Source organism: Streptomyces glomeratus (assembly GCF_021462825.1).
In the GTDB taxonomy this organism is placed as follows: domain Bacteria; phylum Actinomycetota; class Actinomycetes; order Streptomycetales; family Streptomycetaceae; genus Streptomyces; species Streptomyces glomeratus.
This window is the reverse complement of record NZ_JAKEEB010000011.1, coordinates 199677-217318: the sequence shown is the minus strand read 5'-3', so window position 1 is coordinate 217318 and position 17642 is coordinate 199677. Positions and strand designations below refer to the sequence as shown.

Genomic DNA, 17642 nt, shown 5'->3' with positions numbered 1-17642 from the left:
CGGCCGGCGGCCTGGTCGCCGATCCGCATCCGTCCGTCCCGCCCGCTGTTCGGCGGCGGACTCGCGATGTCCCTGTTCCCGCTCATGCCGCTGGCGGCGGCCCTGGTCCCCGCTCTGCCACTGCTCATGCTGGGCTACGCGGCGAGCGGGATCGGCTGGGCCGGCACATCGCCGCGCCGCAGGAGCTGGGCACGATCGGCTCGCCGGCGCTGGAGGTGACCGTCCGCATCCTGGCCGCGGGCCGCGCCTCCGGGCTGTTCACGGCCGACGTCGACGCCGTCGACCTCCATGCGCTGATCAGCTCGTTCTGCTTCTTCCGGGTCGCCAACCGGCATACGTTCGGGTCGCTGTTCGGCCGGGACCTGCTGGCCGCGGACCTGCGCCCGCACTCCCGCAGGATGCTCGGCGGCATGGTCATCGCGTATCTGACGACGGACCGCACCGAAGACTGAGACCCTTCGTTCAGAAGCGGTCACTTACGGTCAACGCTCCACGCCGGTCATGGCGTTCAGCATGATGAGGGGAGTGAACGTTCGACGAATCGTCCTCATAGTGAGCTGCGCGGCCGTGGCCGGGCTGGGTGTGCTGCTCACGGTGCTGCGCTGGGGCCGGGCCGACCACCTGGCGACGGTGGTGTCCTGCCTGGCGGCCGTCGCCGCGGTGGGCGTGGGAATCTGGGCCGCGCTCCCGGCGCGACCGACCCCGACCGGCGCGGACCCCGCGGGAGCCACGGACCCGGAACGGCGCTTGGTGATCCGGGCGTCCGACACGGGACATGCCATCGCCGGGCCCGGAGGCCGGGCCAACTCCGGCGTGGTGGCGCCGAAGGGCGACGACGCCCCTGCAAGCGGTGAGATCACCGCGGAGCGGACCGGGGACGCGCACGCGTCGCGGGACTCGGACGCCAACACCGGTATCCGCTGGGACTGAGGGGCGGGCATGAGCTTCCTCGGGAGATTCCGCCGACGCCGTGCGGAGGTACGGGACAGCGGCCCGGCGATCGCCGTGGACGGCTCGTTCGCCAATTCCGGGCTCATCCTCGGCGGGGTGCATCTGGATCCGGCATCGGCGCTGTCCAGAGCACGGCAGGAACTTGCGGACCTGGTGACCCGGCAGTGGCGGCAGGAGGCCGTCGACCGTCTTCAACTCGACGATCCCGACGCGATCGCCGTGCCCTGGCACACCGTGACCGACCGCACGCTGATGGCCGGCGCGCGGAACCTGACGCCGTCCTCGCTGAAGCTCCGGTTCACCGGGCAGAACCTCGAGCCGCTGGTCACCGAGTTCCTGCGCATGACGCGCCGCCGACTGGTGATCATCGGGGAGGCGGGCTCCGGCAAGACCACGCTGGCGGTGCAACTCGTACGGGAGCTGCTGGAGCGCCGTGCCGAAGACGGTGCCGACGACGCCGTTCCGGTCCTGCTGTCGGTGGCCGACTGGAACCCCGCGACGTTCGAGCGGCTGAACGACTGGGTCGCGCACCGGCTGGCGCACGACTACCCCACGCTGGCCCCGAAGGCCCAGCGGCCCGCGATCTGCCGGAAGCTCGTCGACCAGCGGCATGTCCTGCCCGTCCTGGACGGACTCGACGAACTCCCCCCGCTCGCCCGCACCGCCGCCGTGAAGGCGCTCAACAGATCCTGTGCCGAGGACGCCCGGCTGATCCTCACCTGCCGCACGGCCGAGTACGAGCAGGCCGTACGGAAACCGGGGAAGCCCTTCACCTCGGCGCTGGTCATCGAGCCCGACCGCCTCTCCCCCGAGGCCGCGGCGGACTACCTGGACCGCTGTCTGCGCGTCGACCGGGAACCCTCCTGGGAGTCGGTCCTCGACGCGCTGCGCACCACCTGCCCGCCCGACGCACCGGCCGCGGTGCTCGCGGAGGTCGCCGCGTCACCGCTCGGCCTCTGGCTTCTCCGTACCGCCTACGAGGACGCCGATCCGGCCGTGCTCCTCGCACCGGACGGCTTCCGCGACGCGGACGAACTGCGCGGCCATCTCTTCGACGCACTGATCCCCGCCGTCGTCGAGCGTCGCGGCCCCCGTGACGAACCCTTCGACCGCACGGCGCCAAGCCGTCGCCATGAGCCCCGGGACATCACACGCTGGCTGGGCTACCTGGCGTCCCTGACCCCGGACAAGCCGGACCTCCCCTGGTGGGGACTGGCCAGGACCACAGGCGCTCTCAGCCCCGCCGTCTGCGCCGCCTTCGGCGTCGTCGTGGCCGTGCTCTCCGGCCTGGCGCTCGCGACTGCCTCCTGGCTCTTCTTCCCCTCCGGGAGCTACCTCGGCAGCGTGATGTTCGGGGCCTCCAGCGGCTGCGCGGCCTGGTTGGGGGCACGCCACTGGCCGGACAGCGTCCCGGCCTACGCCAGGCGGCGTGTGCGGGGGCGCTTCCGGGGACTGGTCCACGCTCTGCTGCACCATGCCACCTTCGCTCTCGGGCTCGGCCTCCCGCTCGGATCCCTGCTGTACCTGATGGGTATGCGGCCCGCCGACCGGCTCGCCGCCCTGGTGGTCGCGGCCGCCCTGGCCCACGCCTTCACCACCGGCTTCATGGAGTGGATCGAGAGCCCCTCGGCCGAGGACGGCCCGCTGACCCCGCCCGACCATCTTGCGGCCGACCGGCGGCTGGAGGTGCTGCGCGCGTGCGTGTTCGGACTCACCTACGGCCTCACGATCGCGGTGGGCGTGGGACTGTTCCTCGGGATCGGGATCGGCTTCCTGTCGGGCGCCATCGGCGGTCTCGGTATCGCGGTCACCACCGGGATGCTCGCGGGTCCCCACCACGCCTGGCTGGCGTTCTCGGCCGCCACGTACCGGCTGTCCCGGCAAGGTCGCCTGCCGTACCCGCTCATGCCGTTCCTGGACGATGCGCACCGCCTGGGTCTGCTGCGGGCGGTGGGTCCCGTCTACCAGTTCCGCCACCAGGCACTCCGCGACCACCTCAACAGGGCGGGAGGGACCGGAGCGTCCCCGGATCCGCAGGAACGTGTGGTCACCGGCCGTGCGCCCGCGGGTGGAGCGGCTGGTAGAGGCTGATGTGCCCTCCGCCGGGCAGCCGGAAGGCGGTGACCCTGCCCCAGCCGGCCTCGGTGACCGGCTGTGTGAACTCGACTCCCTTCGCGGTGAGTTCGGCTGTGGTGGCATCGAGGTCGTCGCACATCAGCATGAGCTCGTGCGAGGGCTCGCCCTCGGCCGGGTGGAAGGCCAGTTCGGCGGGCGGTGCCTCGAAGATGAGCCAGCCGTGGCCCGCGTCGACGTACGGCCAGCCGAGCACGTCCCGGAAGAAGCCGCGGTCCGCCTCGGCGTCGCGGGAGTACATCACGATGTGCGCGCCATTGATCACGGGCGGAGGCTAACGGCAGGGCGGGGTCCTTCCGGCGCGGCACGCCGCACCTATGCGTTGGACCAGCCGCGACGGCAGAGCACCAGCCGGTAGCCGTCGGGGTCCTCGATCGTGACACCCCACTCGTTCCAGTACGGGTTGGGCGAGAGCACCCGCCTGCCGCCGTGCTTCTCCAGCAGGGCGACCAGCTCGTCGGAGACCGGCTCGTCGAGGTAGACGACGAGGAGATCCTCCTCGGTGGGACGGGGCTCGACCGGCCGGCCTGCCTCGTGGACGAGTTCCAGATGCCATCCGGCCCCGGGCAGCCCGAGCATGAGCAGGTCGTGCTCACCCGGCTGCGGACCTCCCTCGATCCGGCACACCACCGGCAGTCCGAGCCCTCCGGTCCAGAACCGCTCGGCTGCGGCCAGGTCCCGGGACGGGCGGGCGATCCGGATGTGGCTTCGGGCGTCGACGGCCATGGCGGTTCTCCTCACGGGGGCGCGGAGGATGTGAGCGGGCCCCTCCGGCAGCCTAGGAGCGCGGTGATCGCCGGACCATCGGCCGTGCGTCCTGCGTCGCAGGGCGTAGGACCACGTCAGCCGCCCGACGCCTGCCGTACGACGCTCGCGTCGAGCAGGGGTCCCAGTTCCCGCACCACGGTCGTCAGGGCGCGTACGTCCCGTTCGGAACGGGCGATCAGGAGGGCGCCCTCCAGTGCGCTGATCATGAGGGTCGCGAGCGACTCGGCCCGCTCCGCCGGAACGCCCATGCCGGTCAGGGCGTCGGCCACCGGGCGCGTCCAGCGCGCGAACGCGGCCGCGGCCGCCGCCCGGGTGGAGTCGCGTCCCTCCGCGCAGTCCACGGTCGCCGCGGCGACCGGGCAGCCCCCGGCGAACCCGGCCGACCGGTACTCGTCGGTCCACTGCCGGACCATCGCGGCGAACAGCCCGCTCGGCGTCGGCTCGGGCAGTTGCGCGAGAAAGCGCCCGACGCGCCCCGCCGCGTACCGGCCCGCCCAGTCCACCGCCTCGTTGACGAGCTGTTCCTTGCCGCCGGGGAAGTAGTGCTGGAGCGAGCCGCGCGGAGCCCCCGCGTGGGCGGCGACCTCGCGCATGCCGGTCGCCGTGACGCCGTCGCGCCGGATCAACTGGGCCGCGCTGAAGACCATCCGCTCCCGCGGCCCGCGCTCGGACGCCGCCATCGTCGACCTCCCGGCTGGGCACCTCGTTTCCCGCCCACCCTATGACCGGCGTCATAGAACTGGCTACTATGACCGCTGTCATAGACCCGGGGGTCCGAGTGGGAGGCGGTCCATCGTGCACATCGGCTTCATCGGTCTCGGGGTCATGGGGCAGCCCATGGCGCTCCGCCTGGCCCGGTCAGGCACCCCCCTCGTGGTCTGGAACCGCACCCCGGCACGCGCCGAGCCGCTGCGCGCGGCCGGTGCGGCCGTGGCGGCGGACCCCGCCGGGGTGTTCGCACGGGCGGAGGTCGTGATCCTCATGCTCGCCGACGACCTGGCGATCGACTCCACCCTGGGCCGTGGCACCCCGGACTTCGCCGCGCGCGTCGCCGGACGCGTCGTCGTCCACATGGGCACGACCTCACCCGGATACTCACGGGACCTGGAGGCGGACGTCCGCGCCGCGGGCGGGCGCTATGTGGAGGCCCCCGTCTCCGGATCGCGGGTACCGGCGGAGAACGGGCGGCTGGTGGCGATGCTGGCCGGCGACGAAGCGTCGGTGGACGCCGTACGGCCGCTGCTCGCGCCGATGTGCAGCGAGACGTTCGTCTGCGGCGCCGCACCGAACGCTTTGGTGATGAAGCTGTCGGTCAACCTCTTCCTGATCACCCTGGTGACCGGTCTGTCGGAGGCGTACCACTTCGCCGACCGGCACGGTCTGGACCGACGGCTCTTCCTGGACGTCCTGGACGCGGGGCCGATGGCGAGCGGGGTCTCCCGGATGAAGGCGCCCAAGCTGCTCGCACGCGACTTCGCCGTGCAGGCGGCGGCCCATGACGTCCTGAAGAACAACCGGCTGGTCGCGGAGGCCGCCCGCAAGGCGGGACTCGCCTCACCGCTCCTGGACGTCTGCCACGCCCTCTTCGAGGAGACCGTGACGCTGGGGTACGGCGGCGAGGACATGGTGGCCGTCCTGCGGGCGATCGAGGCGCGCACCGAGGACGCCCCCGGGTCCTGACCCCGAGGCGCTCCCGGCTTCCCGCTCCCGGCCCCCGCTTCCGCCTCCGAGCACCCGGCTGCCGGAAGACCTCAGCCCCGGGGGATCCCGTAGGCCCGTTCGACGCGCAGCCGCAGGACCAGGCGCCGGTCGCGGACCATGGCGGCGCGGTAGTCGTCCCAGTCGGGGTGCTCGCCCTGGATGTCGCGGTAGAGCCGGACGAGCTCCTCCACCGTCTTGTCGTACGGGTCCTCCGCGACCGGCGACAGCTCGGCCGTGCCCTCGGCGACCGTGTACGCCCACCGATCGGGGCTGGTCACGTGGTAGGAGGCCCGCGGGTCCCGGCGCAGATTGCGGGTCTTGGCCCGGTCGTCCGTGAGCGAGACCCGGATGATCCGCTCACGCGGGTCGTAGGCGTGGCTGACGTTGGAGAGCTGTGGCCGTCCGTCGCGCTTGAGGGTGACCAGCACCCCGCCGTGGCCCTCGGAGAGCAGTGCGAGCAGCGCGTTCTGTGTGGCTTCCTGGGTCATACCCCGGTCAACTCACCGGCCCGGGCCATGCATTCCCGACGGGAACACCGCTCACGGTGGCCGGGCCGGCCCGTGATCCCGGTCGCAGCCGGAGTGGGATCGGCCCGGCCGGGCGGGGGCCGTGAAAGGTTGGATCCGGAAAGCCCCGGGACGGCGCCGGGGAAAACCGGAGGAGAACGATGGGACACCTGCGTCAAGAGGTGGAGCCGGAAGAGGTCGGCCTGGACGCGAAGGCGCTGGCCCGCCTCGACCGGCACTTCGCGGACCAGGTCGACGACGGCAGGCTGCCCGGCTACCTGGTGGCCGTCTCCCGGCACGGCCGCACGGCCCATCTCACCACCTACGGGCACCGCGATGTGAGGGAACGGCTCCCGGTCGAGACCGACACGCTGTGGCGGATGTACTCGATGACCAAGCCGGTCACCTCGGTCGCCGCGCTGATCCTGCTGGAGGAGGGCCGTTTCGGGCTCGACACGCCCGTCGCGGACTTCCTGCCCGCCTTCGCCGAGCCACGGGTGTACGTCGACGGCTCCGGCCCGGACCTGAGGACCCGCCCCGCCGAGCGGCCCCTGCTGGTCCGCCATCTGCTCACCCACACGGCGGGGCTGACGTTCGGCTTCTACCACGCACACCCCGTCGACGCCCTGTACCGGGAGGCTGGCATCGAGTCGTCCGTGGTGCCCGGCACGGACCTCGCCCGGACATGCGAGGTCTATGCCGGGCTCCCCCTTCAGTTCGAACCGGGCAGCCAGTGGAACTACTCGGTGGCGACCAATGTGCTCGGCCGGCTCGTGGAGGTGGTCTCGGGCCGGGACCTGGACGACTTCCTCGCCGAGCGGATCTTCGCCCCGCTGGGCATGACGGACGCGGGCCTGTGGCTCACCGGGGAGCAGGCGCCACGGCTCGCGGAGCTGTACGGCGAGACGGAGGACGGAGGTATCACCCCGGTCCCGGGCCTGCCCCTGCACGGCCGGCCACGGCTGCTCTCCGGCAGCGGCGGTATGGTCGCGACGGCGTACGACTACCACCGCTTCATGGAGTTCCTGCGCCGCCGCGGCGAACTGGACGGTACCCGTCTGCTGACCGCCGACACGGTCGCCGCCATGGTCTCCAACCAGCTCCCCGGCGACGCCGACCTGTGTTCCTACGGCAGCCCGGTGCATCGCGTGCCCGGCAAGGCGGGCCTCGGATTCGGGCTCGGCGTCTCCGTCGTCACCGATCCCGCGCTCACCCGGTCGCCCGCGGTGCGGGGCGCGTTCGGCTGGAGCGGGGTGGCGACCACGACGTTCTGGGTCGACCCGGAGCACGACCTGACGGTCCAGTTCCTGACCCAGCTGCGCCCGAAGGGCTCGCACACGGTCTACCCGGAGCTGAAGCGCCTCGTCCACGAGGCACTGACCGGCTGACGGGCTCCGGTCGCACGCCGGGGAACCGACGGGCTCCGGCCACCCGAAGGGCGGAACCAGACGGACTCCGGCCGGCCAAAGGGGGAACCTCACGGCCTCCAGACGTCCGGGAAAGGGACGGAGGCCCCCAGGGGAGGGACGGCGCCCTGTCGCCCCTCCCCCAGCCCTCACGCTCCGGTGTCCAGGATGAACTCCAGGCCCTCCCCGGCCAGTTCGGCGAGCCACTCCTCGGACCGCCGGGCCGTCTCGGCCGCCCGGCTGAGCCCTGCGGGCAGAGCGCCGGCCAGGATGTGGCGGACGCCCAGGGCCAGGGGACGGGAGACACAGCGGGCCATCGCGCTCTCCTGCTTCGTGCCCTCCAGGTCCAGCAGGTAGCGACCCGACCACGTCTTGCCCGAGCCGGCCCGTACGTCGAGGGACACGGCCAGGACGACCCGGTCGCGGTCCTCGTCCGTGGTGGGGTACGCGGCCGCGAGTTCGGCGGCCAGGGCCGCGATGCGCATGTCGTCGCCGGCCTTCAGCTCCTCGAAGACCCGCTGCCAGGCGCGCAGCCACCCCTCGAGGCGAAGAGTGCCCCGGACGAAGGTCCGCGGCCTCCACGCGGGCGGCAGGCCGTACTGGGCGACGAAGGGCACGCTGTCGCGGTTCGGGTAGGCCTCGAAGGTCTCGCCGTCGATGACATGCGGGCGCGTCGCCTCCCAGGGCCGGGCCGCCGTCGTCTCTTCACCGTCCTCGATGTAACGCGCCGGTGAGCGCAGTGCGTTGAGAACGCCGAGGGGGGCCCAGCTGAAGCGGTACCGGAAGTCGTTCGGGACCGCGGGAACACCACCGCAGTACGAGGTGAGACTCACCTCCGCGGACGTCGCGGCGCCGATCTCCTCCTGGGCCCGGGCGATCAGGGCGTGCGCGAAGAGGTGGTCGATGCCGGGATCGAGGCCCGCCTCGGTCAGGACCACGAGACCCGCCGCGGCGGCCGGCGGCACCAGATCGAGGACCGCGTCCGACACATAGCTGGAGCAGGCGAAGTGGGCCCGCCGCTCGACGCAGACGCCGAGCAGGGCCGCATGCTCGGGCGCCGGGAGCATGGAGACGACCACGTCGCCCGGCGCCAGCTCCGCCGCCAGCGCGGGCAGGGTGAACGCGCGGGGTTCGGCGCGCCCCGCCAGGCCGAGCCCGGCCAGGGCCCGCGCGGCGCGCTCCTCGGTCCGGTGCCACAGCCGGACCCGTGCGGCGGCGTCGCAGACCGTCGCGAAGCCGCTGCCCGTGGACAGCCCCGCGCCGATCCAGTGGACCGTGCCGCTCGCCGGAACCGGCACCTTCGTGGACTCAGACATCGCTCTGCTCCCCTCCGGGGCCACCGAGTTGACGGACCGCCATATCGAACCGTTCCCGGCAGCGCACCCATGCGCCGCCCGCCTCGAAGTCCAGCAGCAGCGGTGTCAGCGCCGCCGAGAAGTCCGTGCCGGCCTCCAGCGGCAGCAGGGACGGCAGGTTGTCGATCGCGATGAGGTCGAGGGCGGGCTCCTCGCGCAGCCGGCGGACCGGGTGGTCCCAGTCGGTCGTGGTGTCGTAGACGGGCAGGAGGTTCAGGGGCGATCCCACGTCGGCCGTCACGTCGCACACGGTGCGCAGCCGCCGGCCGGGGTCGTCGAGGTCCTTGTCCGTCAGGAACGGCGGCACCGGGCTCGTGGTGAGCACCGTGTTGACCATCAGCTCGTGGTCCATCAGGGCCGGGCGGTCCAGCTCACGGGTCTCGGCCAGGTCCCAGCACGTGGGGTCGACGCCGGCCACGCCGAGTGCCGCCCGGGCGCCGCGTCCGCTGCGCCCCAGCGCGCCGATCACCAGGGCCCGTGCCTCGCCCGCGACCGTGCGCAGCCGCTCGTCGAGCTCCTCCTTGGAGGTCGGCCGAAGCGGCACGGTCAGCCGGTCGCGGTGGTGGAGCAAAGCGAGAGCAGCGCCCACGTACCCGGCCCAGTAGCCGAACGCCACGAGCCGGCGCCCGGCGTCGTCCACCAGGTACTCCAGGTCGAACAGGGTGCCGCCGCCCGCGAGGAACCGGCGCAGCAGGGCCTCGGCGCCGGGCTGCCCCTTGTAGGCGTGCCCGAAGAAGAGATGACGGTGGATCAGCGCTCCCGGCTCCTCGGGAAGTTCCTTGAGGCCGACGATCACCGCGTCCCGCGGTGCCGTCACCCACGAGCCGGGCGCGGCGATGCGGCAGCCCACCGCCGCGTACTCCTCGGCCGGGAAGACCCGCTGCGGTGAGTCCTCGACGGTCAGGGTCACCCCGCTGTCGACGAGCCGTCGGGCGTCCGACGGCACCAGGGGTGTGCGCCGCTCGGTGGTGCGGGTCTCGTGGCGGAGCCACAGGTGGAGTGCGGTCATACGCGGTTGACCTCCGGGCGCGGGGCGTCGGCGGCGAAACGGTCGACGCTCAGGGGGCTGACGTCGACGAAGGGTACGCGGCCCAGGTAGAGATCCCTCAGGATTTCGCCGACGGCCGGCCCCTGGAGGAAGCCGTGGCCGGAGAACCCGGTGGCGTACAGGAAGCGGGAGGGAGAAGTCGCCTCACCGATCAGCGCGTTGTGGTCGGGGGTGACCTCGTACAGGCCCGCCCAGCCGCCGGTGCGGCGCAGGTCCAGAAGAGCGGGAGCCCGGTGTTCCATCGCGGCGCACAGCCGGGGAATCCAGCGGTCGTGGGTCTCGGTGGCGAAACCGGGCCGCTCGTCGGGGTCGGACATGCCGACGAGGAGCCCCGGACCCTCGGTGTGGAAGTAGAAGCTGGTGGTGAAGTCGATGGTCATGGGCAGTCCGGGCGGCAGGTCCGGTACGGCCTCGGTGACGGCGATCTGGCGGCGCAGCGGCTCCACCGGCAGCTCCACGCCCACCATCGCGCCGACGGCCCGCGACCAGGCGCCCGCCGCACAGATCACGGTGTCGGTCGCTATACGGCCGCGCTCGGTGACGACGGCGGTGATGGTGTCGCCGCGCAGCTCGATGCCGGTGGCCTCGCAGTGCCGCAGAATCCTCGCGCCGTGCCGGCGGGCCCCCGCGGCGTAGCCGTGCACCACCGACTCGGGGGTGCAGTGCCCGTCCTCGGGTGAGTAGGCGGCGGCCAGCAGCCCGTCCGTGGTGATGAGCGGCGACAGCCGCCGCGCCTGAGCCGGGTCGATCATGCGGCTCGGCACACCGAGGGAGTTCTGCAGCCGCACCCCGGCCTCGAAGGAGGCGACCTCCTCGGGGGTGGAGAGCAGAAACAGGTAGCCGACCCGGTGCAGCCCGATGTCCTGCCCCGGCTCCTCGGCGAAGCGCCCGAACGCCTCCAGGCTGCGCGCCCCGAGCCGGATGTTGAGTTCGTCGGAGAACTGGGCCCGTACGCCGCCGGCGGCCCGGGAGGTGGAGCCGGCGGCGAGTTCGTCGCGCTCGACCAGGACGACGTCGGGGACGCCCGCGCGGGCCAGGTGATAGGCGGCGCTGGTGCCCATCACCCCGCCGCCGATGACGACGACGCTCGCGCGCGAGACCGGGGGCGGGGTCATGGGCGGGGCTCCCTTCCGCGGGCGGCGTCGATCACGGCCCAGGCCGCCGCCGCGTCCTGGACGCCGAGCCCGACGCTGAGGTGCAGGACGATGTCGTCGGTGCTCGTCCGCGCCTCGCGGCGGCCCGTGACCACGCCGCCCAGCGGAATCAGGTCCTCGGCGGCGAGCAGCCGGTCGCGCAGCGCTGCCACGACCGGCCCCGCGTGGTCCCGCGCCGTCGCCGGGTCGTCCACGACCACGGCCGTGGCCCGTCGTACCGTCTCCGGGCCGACCTCGCTGCGGGTGGGCTCGAAGGAGCCGACGCTGACGACCGTGCATCCGGGGGTGAGCCAGTCGGCGTGCAGGACGGGAGTGCGGCTGAGGGTGCAGACGGCGACCATGGGCAGCCCGGTCACGGCCTCGCGCGCCGTGACGACCGCCCTGACGGGGACCCCGAGTTCGTCGGCGAGGACGCGGGCGGCCCGCTCGCGCCGGTCCGGCGTGCGGCTCCAGACGCGCACGGAGCGCAGTGGGCGTATCCGGGCGACGGCCCGGGCGTGCGCGAGTGCCTGGGTTCCGGCGCCGAGCAGGCCGAGATCGGCGCTGTCGGCGGTGGCGAGGACGTCGAAGGCCACGGCGCTGGCGGCTGCGGTGCGCAGTGTGGTCACGGCGGTGCCGTCCAGGACGGCGACCAGCTGTCCCGTCACCGGGTCGAGGGCGTTGATCACCGCGTGGACGGTCGGCAGTCCGGCGGCCGCGTTGCCCGGGTTCACGCTGCCGAACTTGGCGACGGGCCCGGTGTCCGCGGACAGACGGGCGACGTAGGAGAAGACGACGCTGTCGTCGAAGCGGCTGGGGTGCATGATCTTGCCGGGGAGTTCTGCGGTTCCCTCCCCGAGCGCGGTGAAGGCGGCGCGCTGGGAGCGGATCGCCCGGTCGGTGTCGAGCAGTTCCAGGATCCGCTCGCCGGTCAGGCGCAGGACGTCGTCGGTCATTCCTTGATTGTTTCCGGGATCCGCGCCGACGTCATCAGCGCATCCGGGTCCGCGTCACCCCGGGGTGCGGCAGGGGTGCGGGCGCGGCGGCCGGCGCCGGGCGGCCGCCGCGCACCCGCTCACGAGGAGTGCACCACTGCGTCCAGGTGCGGCAGATAGTGGTCGAGCCGTTCCCGCTTGGTGCGCAGATACGTGATGTTGTTCTCGCACGGCGGTATCAGCAGCGACACCTGCTCGTCGATCTTGATGCCGTGCCGCAGGAGCGCCTCCCGCTTGCGCGGGTTGTTGGACAGCAGCCGCACGGACCGGACGCCGAGGTCGTGCAGGATCTCCGCCGCGACCCGGTAGTCGCGCGCGTCCACCGGCAGACCGAGGGCGAGGTTCGCCTCCACCGTGTCGAGGCCTTCGGACTGGAGCTTCATCGCGCGCAGCTTGGCGAGCAGTCCGATGCCGCGGCCCTCGTGGCCGCGCAGATAGACGAGGATGCCGCGCCCCGCGGCCACGATCTCCCGGAGTGCGGTGGAGAGTTGGGGTCCGCACTCGCAGTGCGTGGAGCCGAAGGCGTCCCCGGTCAGGCACTCGGAATGGAGGCGGACGAGCATGCCCTCTTCCTCGATGTCCCCGTACACCAGGGCGACTTGTTCGTCCCCGCGGTCGTGGTCGAGGTAGCCGACGGCCTGGAAATCACCGTACTTGGTCGGCAGGGGGGCATTCACGACCCGGGTGACCCCGGTGGTGGGGCCATTCACCACTCGGGGCACTTCCGAGAGGTGGGCATTCCCGCCGAGCACCCCATCGATGTCTGTCATGATCTGTTCCTATCTGTAAGTGCAGGCGGTACGAGACGAAAGGCCGTGGAACCATGAGCGGTTCGGGAAATACGGATACTTCTGGGACGCGGCAGGCCGCTGACGCGGTTGCGCCCGCACATGTGCCGGGGCGCGGCGCGGCTGTGCTGCCGTCGGACACCTCCCAGGACGTACGGTCCCGGGCGGAGGGTCTCCGTCGTCAGGTCGCCGTCCTTCCGGTGGGCAGCTTCGAACAGCACGGCCCCTGCCTTCCACTGGCCACCGACACGCTGGTGGCCTGTGCGATCGCCCGCGAGGTCGCCGCGGCGTATCCGGTTCACCTCCTCCCTCCGGTGACGATCTCCTGTTCGCACGAGCACGCGGACTGGCCGGGAACCGTGAGCATTTCCTCCGTCACTCTCCACGCGGTGGTACGGGACATCGCGGCATCGCTGCGCCGTTCGGGCGTCGAGGCCCTGGTGCTGGTCAACGGTCACGGCGGGAATTACGTCCTCGGCAATGTCGTCCAGGAATCCGCGGACAGCGGTGTGCGGATGGCGCTTTTCCCGGCCCCGGAGGACTGGGAGGCGGCCCGGGAGTGGGCCGGTGTGCGGACCTCGCTGCTCAGCGACATGCATGCCGGGGAAATCGAGACCTCCATTCTTCTGCACTGCCATCCCGAATTGGTCGGGCCCGGTTACGAGACCACGGATTTCATCGCCGACGACCGCAGGCATCTCCTCACCCTCGGCATGTCGGCCTATACGGAGTCCGGTGTCATCGGGCGCCCTTCGCTGGCTTCCGCGGAGAAGGGGAAGCAGCTGCTCGCGACGCTCGCCGGCTCCTTCGCGGCGTACTTCTCCCTCGTCACCTCGGAGGAGCCCGCCGGCGGCCTGCCGGGGACCACGCTTTCCGGGGAGCCACGGCCGGCCTGACATCGCGTCAGCAGCGGGGTGCGCGGCCCGGGGGGTGAGCGCGGGTAGGGAGCGTACGGTACCGGGGCACGGAGCGTGTGGGGGGTACGCTCCGGGCCCCGGTCGGGGGACCCCTTCGATGCCTCGGAGGGTCCACTCGGCGCCTCGGTGGGTGCTTCCTCCGCCTCGGAGGATGCTTCCTCCGCCTCGGAGGGGCCCTTTGCGCCGTCCCCGGCCGGTTGCGCCTCCGCCGTCGCACGCGGACCCCGAAGTCCCCCGTACCACCGGGCGAGGAGTACGACGATGCCGGGCAGGCTCGCGACGAAGCTGAGGACGCCGTACACCACCGCGACGCTCAGCCCCGTCTCCGCGCCGAGCCCGGCCGCACCGAACGCCCAGGCGGTGACGCCCTCGCGGGGACCCCAGCCGCCGACGTTCAGCGGAAGCCCCATGGCGATGAGGGCGAGCAGCGCCAGCGGCAGGAGCGTGGCCGGGGACGCGTGCGACCCGGCGGCCCGCGCGGCCACCAGGAACATCAGCAGATGCCCGGCGAGCACGACGGCGGACGAGAGCAGTACGGCGGGCAGGCTGCCGCGGGCCAGCAGGGCGGTGCGCGCCTCGGCGAGCGCGGCCGCGAGCGCCCGGGTCCGGCGCGACGGGCGGGGAGCCCGGCCCATCCGCACCGCCGCCACCACGGCGAGCGCGCCGAGGGCGCCGAGCGCCAGCAGACCGGCGAGGTGACGGGCCTGGGCGAGCACCGGCGAGGGCATCGTGAGCAGGACCGGTACTCCGATCACCACGAGGGCCACCTGGCCGGCGGTGCGCTCCAGGACCACGGCGCGCACACCGCGTCCGACGTCACCGGCGCTCTGCCCGTGCCGCACCGCGCGGTGCACATCGCCGAGCACGCCGCCGGGGAGCGCCGCGTTGAGGAACAGGGCGCGGTAGTAGTCGGCGACGGCGGCGCCCAACGGCAGCCTGATGTCCAGGGCACGGGCGACGCGGCACCAGCGCCAGGCGCTGAACACGGTGGTCAGCACGCCGATCCCGAGCCCCGCGAGCAGCGTCGGGGCGTCGATCCGCCGGAGCCCGTCGAGGAAGACGCCGGTGCCGAGCCGCCACAGGAGCACACCGAGGATGGCGGCTCCGGCGACCGTGCCGAGCTGTGAGCGCAGGACGCGCATGAGAGAGCGGCGCCGGGCCGGCGGCGCCTCGTCCGTGGCCGGTCCTGCGCCCGGCGCGGCGGGCTCGGGGAGTACGGCGTCCGCGGGCAGGACCGCGGGGGCCGAACGCCCGTGCATCCCCTCCGCCCCTCTTTCCGCTTCCCCGGCCTTCCCGGCCTCCTCCGGGGCGAGCGTCCGCACCGTCATCCCGCCCCTCCTGTCGGCTGCGGCAGGACCAGAACGTCGCTGTGATGCACCACGACACGCAGTCGGCCCGCCGCGCAGTCGGCCAGACGGGCTTGGAGATACATCTCGGCGGGGGCCGCGAGCTCGGGGCGCTGCTCCACGGCCGCGCCGACCCAGCCGCGCAGCCATTCCCCGGTCAGTTCCGCCTGCTCGGCCCCGAGCCGCCAGGGGCTCGGATGCACCCGTACGCTCGCGCCGAGCCGCCCGAAGACCTCGCAGGCCGCATGCACCGCGTCCGGGCCGAGGAGGTCACCGCGCCGCTGGTGGGCGTTGAAGGCCTCGGTGATCTCCTGATCCAGAGGATGCGCGGGCGTGAGGTCCACGCGTCCGACGACGGACAGCGTCAGCAGCGCCGGGCAGCCGGCGCCGACGCAGGCCTCGGCGAACGTCTCCGTCTGGTCGGCGGTGAGGACGTCGAGCAGCGCGGACGCGGTCACCAGCGAGGCCCCCGCCAGGGCGTCCGGGGTGAGCCTGCCGATGTCGCCGCGCTGGGTGGTGACGGTGACCCGGCTGCCGTCGGCGGCCGCCTTGGGAGCGCCCACGGTGGCGAAGTGCAGCAGATACGGGTCCCGGTCGTGCATGATCCAGTGCTGGGCGCCGTCGAGGAGCGGGGCGAGCCAGCGGCCCATCGAGCCGGTGCCGCAGCCCAGGTCGTGCACGACCAGGTCGCCGGAGCGCCCGGACCGGTTGGCGAGCCGGATCCGCAGCGGGTCGAGCAGGTCGTGCGCCCGGGCCGCCGCGTCCGCGGGTTCGCGCAGCTGGAGCCACTGCGGGGCGTACCGGGGGACTTCGGGCTCCGTGTCCCCGGGCGACGGTATGGCGGGCAGTGCCGCCGGCACGGGGCCGTCCGTGGGCGGCGTGTGCGCCTGGGGCCCGGTGGGAGTCGTACTCGTGCTCATGCCGCCCTCCCGGGCTCGTGGCGCAGGCCGGCCAGGACACCGGCCAGGCTGCGGGCCGTGGTCGCCCATCCGTCCAGTGCGGCCCGGCGGCCACGCGCGGCCGCCTTGAGCCGGCGCCGCACATCCGCCTCGCCGAACCAGCCGCGCAGCTCCGTGGCCAGCGCGGCGGGGTCCTCCGGTGGTACGAGGATGCCGGGCACTCCGCCGTCGGGCGCGCGACCGACCGCCTCCGGCAGGCCGCCGACATCGGTGGCGAGGACCGGGATGCCGCGGGCCAGTGCCTCGGTGACGGCCATGCCGTACGTCTCCGCGTACGAGGTCAGGACCATGAGGTCGGCGGAGGCGTAACTCGCGTCCAGCTCGGCGCCGGACTGCGGCCCGACCAGGTGCAGCCGGTCGCCGAGGCCGTGTTCGTCGATGAGGGCGCGCAGCCGTGCGACGTACTCGGGGTCGTGGCCGAGACCGCCGACGCAATGGCAGCTCCACGGCAGGTCCTTGACGGCCGCGAGGGCCTCGATCAGCCGGTGCTGGCCCTTGCGCGGGGTGATCGCGGCGACGCACAGCAGCCGGGAGACGCCGTCGGTGCCGGGGGCCAGGGGCGCGATGTCGGCGCCGGGCGCGGCGGCATGGACGCGCTCGGGGGCGAGTCCGTGGTGGGAGACGAGCCGGCGCACGGCCCAGTCGCTGGTGGCGACGACCGCGGGCACGGCCCGCAGCGTGGCGCGCTCCTTGGCGTCGAGTTCCGCCGCGGTCCGCGGGTCGAGGCCCGTCTCGTCGCCGAGCGGCAGGTGCACGAGGACGGCGAGGCGCAGTCGTTCGGCCTCGGGTGTGACGATCTCGGGGACGCCGCAGGCGACCAGGCCGTCGAGAAGGACGACCGTGCCGTCGGGCAGCTCCCGCAGAGTCCGGGCGAGTTCCGCGCGGGCGGACGCCCCGGGCCGGGGCCAGGAGCCGTCGACGGTGTGCCGGTCGACCTGCCAGCCGAAGCCGGGCAGGTCGAGGCAGATACGGCGGTCGTAGGCGTTGCCGCCGCTGGGGCCGGCCGGGTCGTCGACGCCGGCCGGCATGACGAAGTGCACGGTGCGCAGGGACATGGGGATGATGTCGGCGTTGCCCAGGGCCGCGTTCTGCACGGGCACGTAGCTCAGCCGGGGTTGGGGCGTCCGGCCGAAGGAACCCGGGGACGCGTGGTCGATGGTGGTGTCGGTCACAGGGCACGCTCGTAACTCGCCCAGGCGATGTGGGACTCGTGGAGCGTGACGGTGATACCGGCTATGTCCCGTGCGCTCTCGCCCAGCGCCCCCTTGTGGATCCGCTCGGCGAGACGGTCGGCGATCACCTTGGCCAGGAACTCCGTCGAGGTGTTGGTGTTCGCGAAGTCGGGCTCGTTGTCGAGGTTGCGGTAGTTGAGCTCGCTCACCACGGCGCCCAGCTCCTGTGTGGCCAGTCCGATGTCGACGACGATGTTGTCGTCGTCCAGCTCGGCGCGGCGGAAGGTGGCGTCCACGAGGAACGTCGCTCCGTGCAGGCGCTGCGCGGGCCCGAAGACCTCGCCGCGGAAGCTGTGGGCGATCATCAGGTGATCACGGACGGTGATGCTGAACAACGGACGACCCTCCAGGTGCGGTGCGTCTGCCCCCTGCCGGGGCATGTCGTGTAGTACGGCCGGTCCCGG

The 17642-nt window shown here is 73.1% G+C and carries 18 protein-coding genes and 2 pseudogenes; 7 read left to right on the top strand and 13 right to left on the bottom strand.

The features are described from left to right. Positions 1-66 precede the first annotated feature (66 nt). The 4 genes and pseudogenes from LZ604_RS16480 (at position 67) to LZ604_RS16465 (ending at position 3042) form a co-directional block, all read left to right on the top strand. The gene (locus tag LZ604_RS16480) at positions 67-219 is read left to right on the top strand and encodes a hypothetical protein (protein WP_234515855.1); all 153 of its coding nucleotides are present in this window, start codon (positions 67-69) and stop codon (positions 217-219) included. Next, positions 165-452: pseudogene (locus LZ604_RS16475) on the top strand (TetR/AcrR family transcriptional regulator); the annotation flags it as partial. The gene LZ604_RS16480 and the pseudogene LZ604_RS16475, both read left to right, overlap by 55 nt. 73 nt (positions 453-525) lie before the next feature. After that, the gene (locus tag LZ604_RS16470) at positions 526-930 is read left to right on the top strand and encodes a hypothetical protein (RefSeq protein ID WP_372482149.1); all 405 of its coding nucleotides are present in this window, start codon (positions 526-528) and stop codon (positions 928-930) included. Positions 931-939: 9 nt separating this feature from the next. After that, on the top strand, positions 940-3042 hold the full coding sequence (locus LZ604_RS16465) for an NACHT domain-containing protein (protein ID WP_234515854.1): 2103 nt from the start codon (positions 940-942) through the stop codon (positions 3040-3042). On the opposite strand, the gene LZ604_RS16460 is transcribed toward LZ604_RS16465, so the two are convergent. From LZ604_RS16460 to LZ604_RS16450, 3 genes are all read right to left on the bottom strand, one after another. After that, positions 2999-3349 (bottom strand): VOC family protein, encoded by a 351-nt coding sequence (locus LZ604_RS16460; protein WP_234515853.1) that lies wholly within the window; start codon positions 3347-3349, stop codon positions 2999-3001. The genes LZ604_RS16465 and LZ604_RS16460 overlap by 44 nt on opposite strands. Positions 3350-3399: 50 nt before the next feature. Beyond that, positions 3400-3810 carry a VOC family protein gene (locus tag LZ604_RS16455; protein ID WP_234515852.1) on the bottom strand — a complete coding sequence of 137 codons (411 nt, stop codon included), beginning with the start codon at positions 3808-3810 and terminating at the stop codon, positions 3400-3402. Between the two features lie 116 nt (positions 3811-3926). Further along, positions 3927-4532, bottom strand: a complete 606-nt coding sequence (locus tag LZ604_RS16450) for a TetR/AcrR family transcriptional regulator (RefSeq protein ID WP_234515851.1) — start codon at positions 4530-4532, stop codon at positions 3927-3929. Positions 4533-4647: 115 nt separating this feature from the next. On the opposite strand from LZ604_RS16450, the gene LZ604_RS16445 reads away from it, so the two are divergent. Then, complete coding sequence (locus LZ604_RS16445) at positions 4648-5532, top strand: NAD(P)-dependent oxidoreductase (protein WP_234515850.1); 885 nt, start codon at positions 4648-4650, stop codon at positions 5530-5532. Positions 5533-5603: 71 nt separating this feature from the next. Here the strand turns inward: LZ604_RS16445 and LZ604_RS16440 are convergent, their stop codons facing one another. After that, positions 5604-6041, bottom strand: a complete 438-nt coding sequence (locus tag LZ604_RS16440) for a PPOX class F420-dependent oxidoreductase (RefSeq protein WP_234515849.1) — start codon at positions 6039-6041, stop codon at positions 5604-5606. Between the two features lie 179 nt (positions 6042-6220). On the opposite strand from LZ604_RS16440, the gene LZ604_RS16435 reads away from it, so the two are divergent. Then, positions 6221-7447 (top strand): serine hydrolase domain-containing protein, encoded by a 1227-nt coding sequence (locus LZ604_RS16435; RefSeq protein WP_234515848.1) that lies wholly within the window; start codon positions 6221-6223, stop codon positions 7445-7447. Between the two features lie 167 nt (positions 7448-7614). On the opposite strand, the gene LZ604_RS16430 is transcribed toward LZ604_RS16435, so the two are convergent. The 5 genes from LZ604_RS16430 to ribA form a co-directional block, all read right to left on the bottom strand. Beyond that, positions 7615-8781, bottom strand: a complete 1167-nt coding sequence (locus LZ604_RS16430; RefSeq protein WP_234515847.1) for a saccharopine dehydrogenase family protein — start codon at positions 8779-8781, stop codon at positions 7615-7617. After that, positions 8774-9829, bottom strand: a complete 1056-nt coding sequence (locus LZ604_RS16425) for a saccharopine dehydrogenase (RefSeq protein ID WP_234515846.1) — start codon at positions 9827-9829, stop codon at positions 8774-8776. The genes LZ604_RS16430 and LZ604_RS16425 overlap by 8 nt, the downstream gene beginning before the upstream one ends. Next, complete coding sequence (locus tag LZ604_RS16420; protein WP_234515845.1) at positions 9826-10983, bottom strand: NAD(P)/FAD-dependent oxidoreductase; 1158 nt, start codon at positions 10981-10983, stop codon at positions 9826-9828. Before LZ604_RS16420 ends, LZ604_RS16425 begins: the two co-directional genes overlap by 4 nt. Next, entirely contained in the window at positions 10980-11957 is a 978-nt protein-coding gene (locus tag LZ604_RS16415; RefSeq protein WP_234515844.1) for an ornithine cyclodeaminase family protein, read from the bottom strand. Before LZ604_RS16415 ends, LZ604_RS16420 begins: the two co-directional genes overlap by 4 nt. A 119-nt stretch (positions 11958-12076) precedes the next feature. Continuing rightward, positions 12077-12766, bottom strand: coding sequence for a GTP cyclohydrolase II (gene ribA / locus LZ604_RS16410; RefSeq protein WP_234515843.1), 690 nt, complete (start codon positions 12764-12766; stop codon positions 12077-12079). A gap of 146 nt (positions 12767-12912) precedes the next feature. On the opposite strand from ribA, the gene LZ604_RS16405 reads away from it, so the two are divergent. Beyond that, positions 12913-13680 (top strand): creatininase family protein, encoded by a 768-nt coding sequence (locus LZ604_RS16405; protein ID WP_308283595.1) that lies wholly within the window; start codon positions 12913-12915, stop codon positions 13678-13680. A gap of 344 nt (positions 13681-14024) precedes the next feature. Here LZ604_RS16405 and LZ604_RS36055 read toward each other — a convergent pair. The 4 genes and pseudogenes from LZ604_RS36055 to LZ604_RS16385 form a co-directional block, all read right to left on the bottom strand. Next, positions 14025-14843 (bottom strand): annotated as a pseudogene (locus tag LZ604_RS36055) (lysylphosphatidylglycerol synthase transmembrane domain-containing protein); the annotation flags it as partial. 182 nt (positions 14844-15025) lie between these two features. Then, complete coding sequence (locus LZ604_RS16395) at positions 15026-15967, bottom strand: class I SAM-dependent methyltransferase (protein ID WP_234515842.1); 942 nt, start codon at positions 15965-15967, stop codon at positions 15026-15028. Then, entirely contained in the window at positions 15964-17178 is a 1215-nt protein-coding gene (locus tag LZ604_RS16390; RefSeq protein WP_372482148.1) for a glycosyltransferase family 4 protein, read from the bottom strand. The genes LZ604_RS16395 and LZ604_RS16390 overlap by 4 nt, the downstream gene beginning before the upstream one ends. After that, the gene (locus LZ604_RS16385; RefSeq protein ID WP_234515841.1) at positions 17175-17573 is read right to left on the bottom strand and encodes a 6-pyruvoyl trahydropterin synthase family protein; all 399 of its coding nucleotides are present in this window, start codon (positions 17571-17573) and stop codon (positions 17175-17177) included. Before LZ604_RS16385 ends, LZ604_RS16390 begins: the two co-directional genes overlap by 4 nt. Positions 17574-17642 lie beyond the last annotated feature (69 nt).

Excerpts from the sequence above, each read along its gene's own strand:
- LZ604_RS16420 (WP_234515845.1), bottom strand. The coding sequence starts at position 10,983 with ATGACCCCGCCCCCGGTCTCGCGCGCGAGCGTCGTCGTCATCGGCGGC.
- LZ604_RS16440 (WP_234515849.1), bottom strand. The coding sequence starts at position 6,041 with ATGACCCAGGAAGCCACACAGAACGCGCTGCTCGCACTGCTCTCCGAG.
- LZ604_RS16435 (WP_234515848.1), top strand. The coding sequence starts at position 6,221 with ATGGGACACCTGCGTCAAGAGGTGGAGCCGGAAGAGGTCGGCCTGGAC.
- LZ604_RS16465 (WP_234515854.1), top strand. The coding sequence starts at position 940 with ATGAGCTTCCTCGGGAGATTCCGCCGACGCCGTGCGGAGGTACGGGAC.
- ribA (WP_234515843.1), bottom strand. The coding sequence starts at position 12,766 with ATGACAGACATCGATGGGGTGCTCGGCGGGAATGCCCACCTCTCGGAA.
- LZ604_RS16430 (WP_234515847.1), bottom strand. The coding sequence starts at position 8,781 with ATGTCTGAGTCCACGAAGGTGCCGGTTCCGGCGAGCGGCACGGTCCAC.
- LZ604_RS16480 (WP_234515855.1), top strand. The coding sequence starts at position 67 with ATGTCCCTGTTCCCGCTCATGCCGCTGGCGGCGGCCCTGGTCCCCGCT.
- LZ604_RS16425 (WP_234515846.1), bottom strand. The coding sequence starts at position 9,829 with ATGACCGCACTCCACCTGTGGCTCCGCCACGAGACCCGCACCACCGAG.
- LZ604_RS16415 (WP_234515844.1), bottom strand. The coding sequence starts at position 11,957 with ATGACCGACGACGTCCTGCGCCTGACCGGCGAGCGGATCCTGGAACTG.
- LZ604_RS16395 (WP_234515842.1), bottom strand. The coding sequence starts at position 15,967 with ATGAGCACGAGTACGACTCCCACCGGGCCCCAGGCGCACACGCCGCCC.
- LZ604_RS16455 (WP_234515852.1), bottom strand. The coding sequence starts at position 3,810 with ATGGCCGTCGACGCCCGAAGCCACATCCGGATCGCCCGCCCGTCCCGG.
- LZ604_RS16450 (WP_234515851.1), bottom strand. The coding sequence starts at position 4,532 with ATGGCGGCGTCCGAGCGCGGGCCGCGGGAGCGGATGGTCTTCAGCGCG.